At 38.0% G+C, this 6,849-nt stretch carries 5 protein-coding genes; all 5 read right to left on the bottom strand.

Going from position 1 to position 6,849, the window contains the following annotated elements; all coding sequences use genetic code 11:
- Positions 1-112 precede the first annotated feature (112 nt).
- The 5 genes from RCH20_RS07455 to RCH20_RS07475 all read right to left on the bottom strand — a co-directional run bounded on the left by RCH20_RS07455 (position 113) and on the right by RCH20_RS07475 (position 6,578).
- Positions 113-1,480, bottom strand: a complete 1,368-nt coding sequence (locus RCH20_RS07455; RefSeq protein WP_327193128.1) for a sensor histidine kinase — start codon at positions 1,478-1,480, stop codon at positions 113-115.
- A 99-nt stretch (positions 1,481-1,579) separates the two neighbouring features.
- Positions 1,580-2,266, bottom strand: coding sequence for a response regulator transcription factor (locus RCH20_RS07460; RefSeq protein ID WP_327193129.1), 687 nt, complete (start codon positions 2,264-2,266; stop codon positions 1,580-1,582).
- Between the two features lie 80 nt (positions 2,267-2,346).
- A complete protein-coding gene (locus tag RCH20_RS07465) occupies positions 2,347-4,023 on the bottom strand; it encodes a phosphoethanolamine transferase (protein ID WP_327193130.1) in 1,677 nt (558 codons plus the stop codon).
- 153 nt (positions 4,024-4,176) lie between these two features.
- Positions 4,177-4,806 (bottom strand): DedA family protein, encoded by a 630-nt coding sequence (locus RCH20_RS07470; protein ID WP_327193131.1) that lies wholly within the window; start codon positions 4,804-4,806, stop codon positions 4,177-4,179.
- A gap of 908 nt (positions 4,807-5,714) precedes the next feature.
- On the bottom strand, positions 5,715-6,578 hold the full coding sequence (locus RCH20_RS07475; RefSeq protein ID WP_209958139.1) for a hypothetical protein: 864 nt from the start codon (positions 6,576-6,578) through the stop codon (positions 5,715-5,717).
- Between the last annotated feature and the right edge of the window lie 271 nt (positions 6,579-6,849).

Genomic DNA, 6,849 nt, shown 5'->3' on the forward strand with positions numbered 1-6,849 from the left:
GCAAGTTTGATTTTTTTAGCCAGTTATACATAAAGTGTTTTACAGCCTTGTAAGTTTTTAACAGCAGCTATTAATAGGCGCTATTCATAAGAAACCTTACTTATAATAAATCCTACTTATAACAAATACTAAAAGTACTACCACCGGTCTTATTTGCTTGATGCGTTAATTCCCAGCCCATATGAGTCATGATACGTTGTACGATGCTAAGACCTAACCCTGTACCTTCCACTTTATTATTAGAGTACTCATATGATTCTGTATGATTTGTGGACTTGCCGTCACTCTGAAAGTCTGTATTGTTATGGTCTAAACGCTCAAACCTCTCAAACCTCTCATACAGTAGCGGCATCATAATCTCAGGAATGCCAAGACCGGTATCGGTGACTGTAATCTTTTCAGCATCAATAGTGACCGTTACTTCACCATCATCAGTGTACTGAAAGGCGTTCTTTATTAGATTACCCAAAGCCATTTTTAGCAGCTCAGGCCGTACGTCTGCCACATAGTCCTGCTCAGCGACTACGGTACAAGTCACGGGTTTATACTTGATTAAATATTTTAGGCGTGCAATCTCGCTAATAGCGATACTATTGATAGACGTTTGCGGCGTGTCCAGTTGCTCAGGATTACGAGATAGTAATAATAAGGCGCTGATAATCTCAGAGGTTTCTTTAGCCGTACTACTGATACGGTTAGTGAATTCGCTTAGATAGTGATCGTCTTCTAATTGCGCGGCAAGCACTTCTGATGCCCCTAATATAATAGTCAATGGCGTACGCAATTCGTGGCTGACGTCCCCGGTAAATAGCTGCTCACGCTTTAGATACTCTGCCAGTTTATGATTTTGAGTATCTATTGCCCTTGCTAACACTCCAACCTCTGAGGGTAGGTGAGTCAATTCAGTTAAATTTTGATGATCGGTTTCTACCGCTTGCTTTAGATTTAATAGTGGCTTGGTAATTTGTCTAGATGATAAATGAGAGAATATTGCGGCGATAAGCAAACTTAAAATGACAGCGATTCTCAGCGCATCAGCAAAGATGTCTTCTAGGTGCTCAAAAATTGCCAAAACAGGATAGTTTTCCATCACCATTTCGCTGTCTTCTAAGTAAGTCAAAATATAGGCTTGTTTGTCTTGTTGATAGGTAAAAAAGTGTAAATTGGTCCTTAGCTTGCCAGCCTGATTATTCACCGTCACAGAGATTTCCTGTACTGTTTCGGTCGCTAAAGTCTGTAAGTCTGTTGGTGCGACATCGTAGTGATAGATCTTAATGCCTGGGTCTGCAATATAAACAGACTGCTCACCCTTTCTTTCTTGACTAAGCTCTAACTGTTGTAGCAGACGAGCTTTGACCAATTCTTGCTCTATTCTGACTTCAGCATACATAAAAATACTGACGAAAGTGGTGCAAAGCAATAAAGCAAATAAAAAATATGAGATGCGAAACTTATTGGCTATTGAGTCTATATTGAACATGGCATTTACTTAATAGTGTAAGGCAGTAGATAGGGTAAGAAGAAACACAGATACGGCTGCTTATAATAGTGCTTATTATTTTAATCATATTATAAAATTTTATATCTTGCCCGGATCAATAATTTGGTAACCAACACCAGGCATCGTTACTATCATATTTTTATCAAAAGGTTTATCAACTTGTGCACGCACACTATGTAAATGGGTGCGAAGGGCGTCACTACTTGGAATATCTTGTCCCCATACTTTTTCTTCAAGTTCGGTTTTACTGACGACCCGAGGTGAGGCATTCATCAAGGCATGTAAGATTTTGAATCCTGTGGGGGTTAGCTTGAGCAGTTGGTCTTCTCGTTTGATACTATGTTCAGCTACATTTATAGACAGAGCACCTACCTCTATACTATGCCCAAAATGCTCATCTTGATAACGACGTATCAAGGCTTTGATACGAGCTTCTAATTCAATCAAGGAGAAGGGCTTGACTAGATAATCATCAGCACCACTATCAAACCCTGCCACCTTATCTAAAATAGTGTCACGCGCGGTCAACATTAATACCGGCGTTTTGTTATGCAGTTCTTCTCTAAGCGTTTTGCACAGTTTGGTGCCATCCATACCGGGTAGCATCACATCTAGCAGTATAACGTCATAACGATTGCTTGCTGCCAGTGCCAAGCCACTGAGTCCATTGTGGGCATTGTCCAATTCAAAGCCCTTTGGTTCAAAAAAAGCATAGATATTTGCCACGATATCGGGATTGTCTTCAACGATAAGTATTTTATACATGAGTGTTTTGTCCATGAGCGTTTTATCTACAATTATTGTCCATTAAAAAAGTTCAATATGCTCTAGAGTAAAAAAATAGCTTAATTGGTAGATTTAAAAAAAGTGGGGGCTGATGCCACCTCTTGGGTAGAAATACCGAAGAAATTAAGTAAAGTTGGCGTGATAAAATCGTGTGATACTGGCTGACTGGTCATACGAGAAAGGCTGTCTGCGTCAATATTATTGCCATTGGGCGACCAAATAATCACTGGTACCTTTTTCTGGGCATCTGGGGCAATATTGAAGGGCAGGCCATGCAAGTAAATATTGTTTTCGCCCAAACTTTCTCCATGATCACTAATATATACCATCACCACATCATAGTCCTGTTGATAGGGTTTTAGCGTATCGATAACTGCATTCAAGAAGTAATCGGTATAACGAATAGCATTGTCATAACTGTTGATAACTGACTGATCATCACATTTGGACAGCTCGTTAGTCATACAAACCGGTTTGTATGTTTCAAATGTTTTGGGGTAACGTTGGTAATAAGTAGGTCCATGATTGCCCATTTGATGTAGCAAAATTAGCGTGTCTTTTGGCGTTGTGTCTGACTTAACCAATGTGTCAAAACCATCAAGCATTCCGATATCTCGGCATTCAATATCACAGTTAGGATTCACCTCAGGTGTTTTATAGTCCTCTAAAATCACTCGATCTGCCACGCCTTTAGAGCTAGAGTTATTATCACGCCAAATGACATTAACGCCTTGTTTATTAAGCGTATCTAAGACGTTTTCATTATACTTAGCAGTATCTACGTCGTAGTTCGCTCTATTAGAGTAACTAAACATACAAGGGACTGAATAAGCAGTAGAGGTGCCACAGGAAGTCGCATCCTTAAAGCTATAGATATCTGGTTGGCTGGCTAGTAATGGCATGGTATCGCGCTTATAACCATTTAAGCCAATATGATCAGCACGAACGGTTTCACCCACCACAAATACCATCAGCTTAGGTTTTGCAGTACTATTGGCGGGCGCTACACGCTTTGCATCTGTCGCATGCAGTATTAAGGTATCAGGTCGGCGTAGCTCATCGAAATAGTCAGTACCTAGTTTGATCACCGAATAAATAGGGGTAATAGGATTGGTATAACTACGCACCATTTTATGCTGACGAAAAAAGCTGGCGTATTGATCGCCGAATGGCAAAAGACAGATTGCGATTAGCGCAATAGACAGTATCAGTGTGACTGCTTTTTGCAATATAGCTCGTCGCCAAGTGGGACGCCTTATACGAATCTTACTAATAATAAAAGCGGGTAGTACACCCAATAATAATATGTGGATGACGAAGCTTGGTGCCATCAATCCCATCGCTTCAGCTTGATCGGTCTGCAAGCTGTTAATCAGCATATCACGGTCAAATATCGTTCCGTAAGCATCAGTAAAATAGCCGCAGATTGCAGCAATCATTATCATGGCAACCAGCACTACTTTTGCTGTAGGCCGGTAGCATAGCAGCTGAAATAGCAACCACATCAGCCCAAACAGTAAGCCGGTAAGAGAAACTATAAAGCCAATATTGTCAGCAAAAGGATAAATAGCCAACGCTTGCCTAAAGAAGCCAATATTTGCAGTCGCAACGAGATATAGCGCAACCATTATAATAAGATAAGCGAGACTAACCTCACGATTATAGAACTTACTGATATCGCTGTCTGTGTTATTAGCTTTAGCAATATTTATATTAGGAACTAGTTGTCTTAACATATACTGACTTCTTAACAGAGTTAGAGAGGGCTTAGGCTTCTAAGGTAGCAAGTAGTCTGTTAAGAAAATGTTAAGAGAACTAAATTGGAAAAGTCATTCAGAGTTAATATTTAAAGTGGTTAAATTTATAGGATTAACGAGTAAGTTCCAGTACTAGACAGTGTTTTTATTGTGCTGACTAGAGAGTCGCCGCTTAATAAACCAACCAATGATAATAGCCACGGCAACTAGCAAGAAAACTTTAGAATATGGCGCGAGTACGGCTTCGATAACGTCATAATTACTACCGAAGTGATAGCCTGCCAGTGTCAGTAAAGTTATCCAAATACTTGATCCCAGAGCAGTCAGTAGCAAAAAGGGAAGCATCGGCATTTTATTCATACCGGCAGGAATAGAGATAAGTGAGCGAATGCCGGGCACCATTCGTCCAAAAAACACTGCTTTTTTACCATGTTTATCGAACCAATGACTAGCAGCTAGGACGTCATCAGACTTAACAAACACATACTTACCATATTTTTTAGCAAACAGTACTAGACGCTCTTCATCAAACAGGCTTCCCAAGTAATATAAGGGTAGAGCGCCAAGTACCGTTCCGAGCGTACCTGCTAGTATGACCAATACTAGGCTTAAGTCGCCTCTCGCCACAGCAAAGCCTGCTGCTGGCATAATAACCTCAGACGGTATGGGCGGAAAAACGTTTTCGGCAAACATGGCAAATATAATACCGAAGTAGCCAAACTTTGCCATGATAGCCAGTACCCAGTCGCTAATCTGATTCATGGTGACACCTTGTTGAATATCTGCTTGAAGGCCATTAGAGTAGCAAATTGCATATTAAAGAAAGGTTAAGATAAGAAACATAATGCTTAGTACTACACTTAATATAGAAGGGTAATTGATCTTTGTAAGTGTTGGTTTTATAAGTTTGTTATAGGTCATGTTGACGTAGTTCTAGCAAACCCTTAATCAAATCAGTAGGGAATAGGAAACATCAGACACAAAAAAACCTCAAACAATCTAATGTCTGAGGCGAAACTTGCTTAAACTCAAAGTCTAAATTCGTTTTAAATTTTTACTAAATATGGCGCAGCGGACGGGACTCGAACCCGCGACCCCCGGCGTGACAGGCTAGACCCACCATATTTCATTAACCTGTATTAAAGTACTTTAACCTAAAAATCCTTACCAATAAGGGGATACAGGATAATATTTCAAATGACGTTTAGCGTCATTTAACGTTATTTATCAAGTCAGATATGTCAATCTTGGTCACTTATAATGTATAAAAATTATACTTTATCATAAAAAATTAGGTATATATTTTATACATTTAACTTAGATAGATTTTGCTAAAAAGGGTGTAAATCTACATCCGCACTCCTCCAAAAGTCGTATCATACTGTTTCATTGTTAGCGAATGGCTACCGATTGCTGAACTAAACGTGGTTTGATTTACTGTTAAGATGCGTGATTAAAATCTCCCAAATTTAACTGTATGGGATTGACGGCAAGGTTCAGTGTTTTACTGTTCTATCGTTTACCATTAACAAAAGCCTTAGTCTTACAATTAGTCAAAGGTTTTTAATTGAGCTTAAGTATATCGGTGCTCTATTACTTTAAACAATTAAGAAGTTGAAGGTCTCAAGCTCTGATCAGTCCATACAATTCATAAAATACATAATTTTATTTCAATATTGAAACTCTTCTCCATAATCTCTAAAGTCAAAGAAACCGTCCTGTCTTGATAGTAAATGGGCTGCGTACTTGTCTATTGCTTGTGCTGGATTGACAAGTTTCTTAATGCTATAAACATCTTGGTCTTGGATAAGAAACATATCCTTTTGAATATGATTAGTGATAGAGAATATTTGGAAATTTTCCTGTTGTTCTAAACCGTTAAACCTTGTATCAATTAATGCGTGCAATTGAAAGTGCGTATCATGTTTTTCATCGCCTTTATAACCATATTCTATCAAAAAAGGTTGATCAAATTTTTTCTCTAAAAAAGATACCTTTCCCTGAGCTTTTTTGTCTGTTTTTCTAAGATCTTTATAGACCGACCCTATGGATGGATTATTACTAGACGGCAAGCCACTTGCATTTAGTGGTGGAATATTAATACCCTCAGGAATATACCAACCAGCACTATGCCATAGCCAAGATTGAATAATCTCTCTAGGTAAATTGAACTCATTTCTTTGAGCATGCTTATCAATGTAAGGCGTATACCCTAAAAATACAATAATACCATTTATATTTATACCAAACGCCGTAGCATCAGAAAGTATCTCTGGAATAGACGATCTCTCAATTCCGTAGAAAAAAACTTCTTTAACCTCAGATAAAATCTTGTACATTTCAGGTTGGGTATCTTTAAAAGGTTTAAAAAAATACTCACTAAAACTTTGATCTTTAGGCTTATCATTTTTAAAATTTAATGGGTTAAATTCAATTTCTGTTTCATCTTTATTTCTAATATAAACATCATTAATACTAACTTCGTTTAAGTCATAAAAAATCTTATCAAACCTATCTAAAATATGTGTATTCATTTTATTTTCCCTCTTTAGCTTCAACCGCTTTTCTAATTTTTTCTTGAATTCTTAATTGAATCCTTCCAATACTTTCCTTATAAATTGGGCTAATCGGTATTGGCTTACCTTTATTGCCATATTCTACCCAACCGCCATTTGAATATTCTACCTTTCTCCCTTTTGATGAGTTGAGATATAGTCAATTTCCTTTAAAAATGTTATAAACTAAACCAACTAACCTATTACTATTATAAATACTCATGACTTATTCACTAGATTTTCGCAAACA

The organism is Psychrobacter sp. PL15, from assembly GCF_035984995.1.
GTDB lineage: Bacteria > Pseudomonadota > Gammaproteobacteria > Pseudomonadales > Moraxellaceae > Psychrobacter.

What these genes read in the sequence shown, in the direction of transcription:
- RCH20_RS07455 (WP_327193128.1), bottom strand. Translation starts at nt 1,480, where the DNA reads ATGTTCAATATAGACTCAATAGCCAATAAGTTTCGCATCTCATATTTT.
- RCH20_RS07460 (WP_327193129.1), bottom strand. Translation starts at nt 2,266, where the DNA reads ATGTATAAAATACTTATCGTTGAAGACAATCCCGATATCGTGGCAAAT.
- RCH20_RS07465 (WP_327193130.1), bottom strand. Translation starts at nt 4,023, where the DNA reads ATGTTAAGACAACTAGTTCCTAATATAAATATTGCTAAAGCTAATAAC.
- RCH20_RS07470 (WP_327193131.1), bottom strand. Translation starts at nt 4,806, where the DNA reads ATGAATCAGATTAGCGACTGGGTACTGGCTATCATGGCAAAGTTTGGC.
- RCH20_RS07475 (WP_209958139.1), bottom strand. Translation starts at nt 6,578, where the DNA reads ATGAATACACATATTTTAGATAGGTTTGATAAGATTTTTTATGACTTA.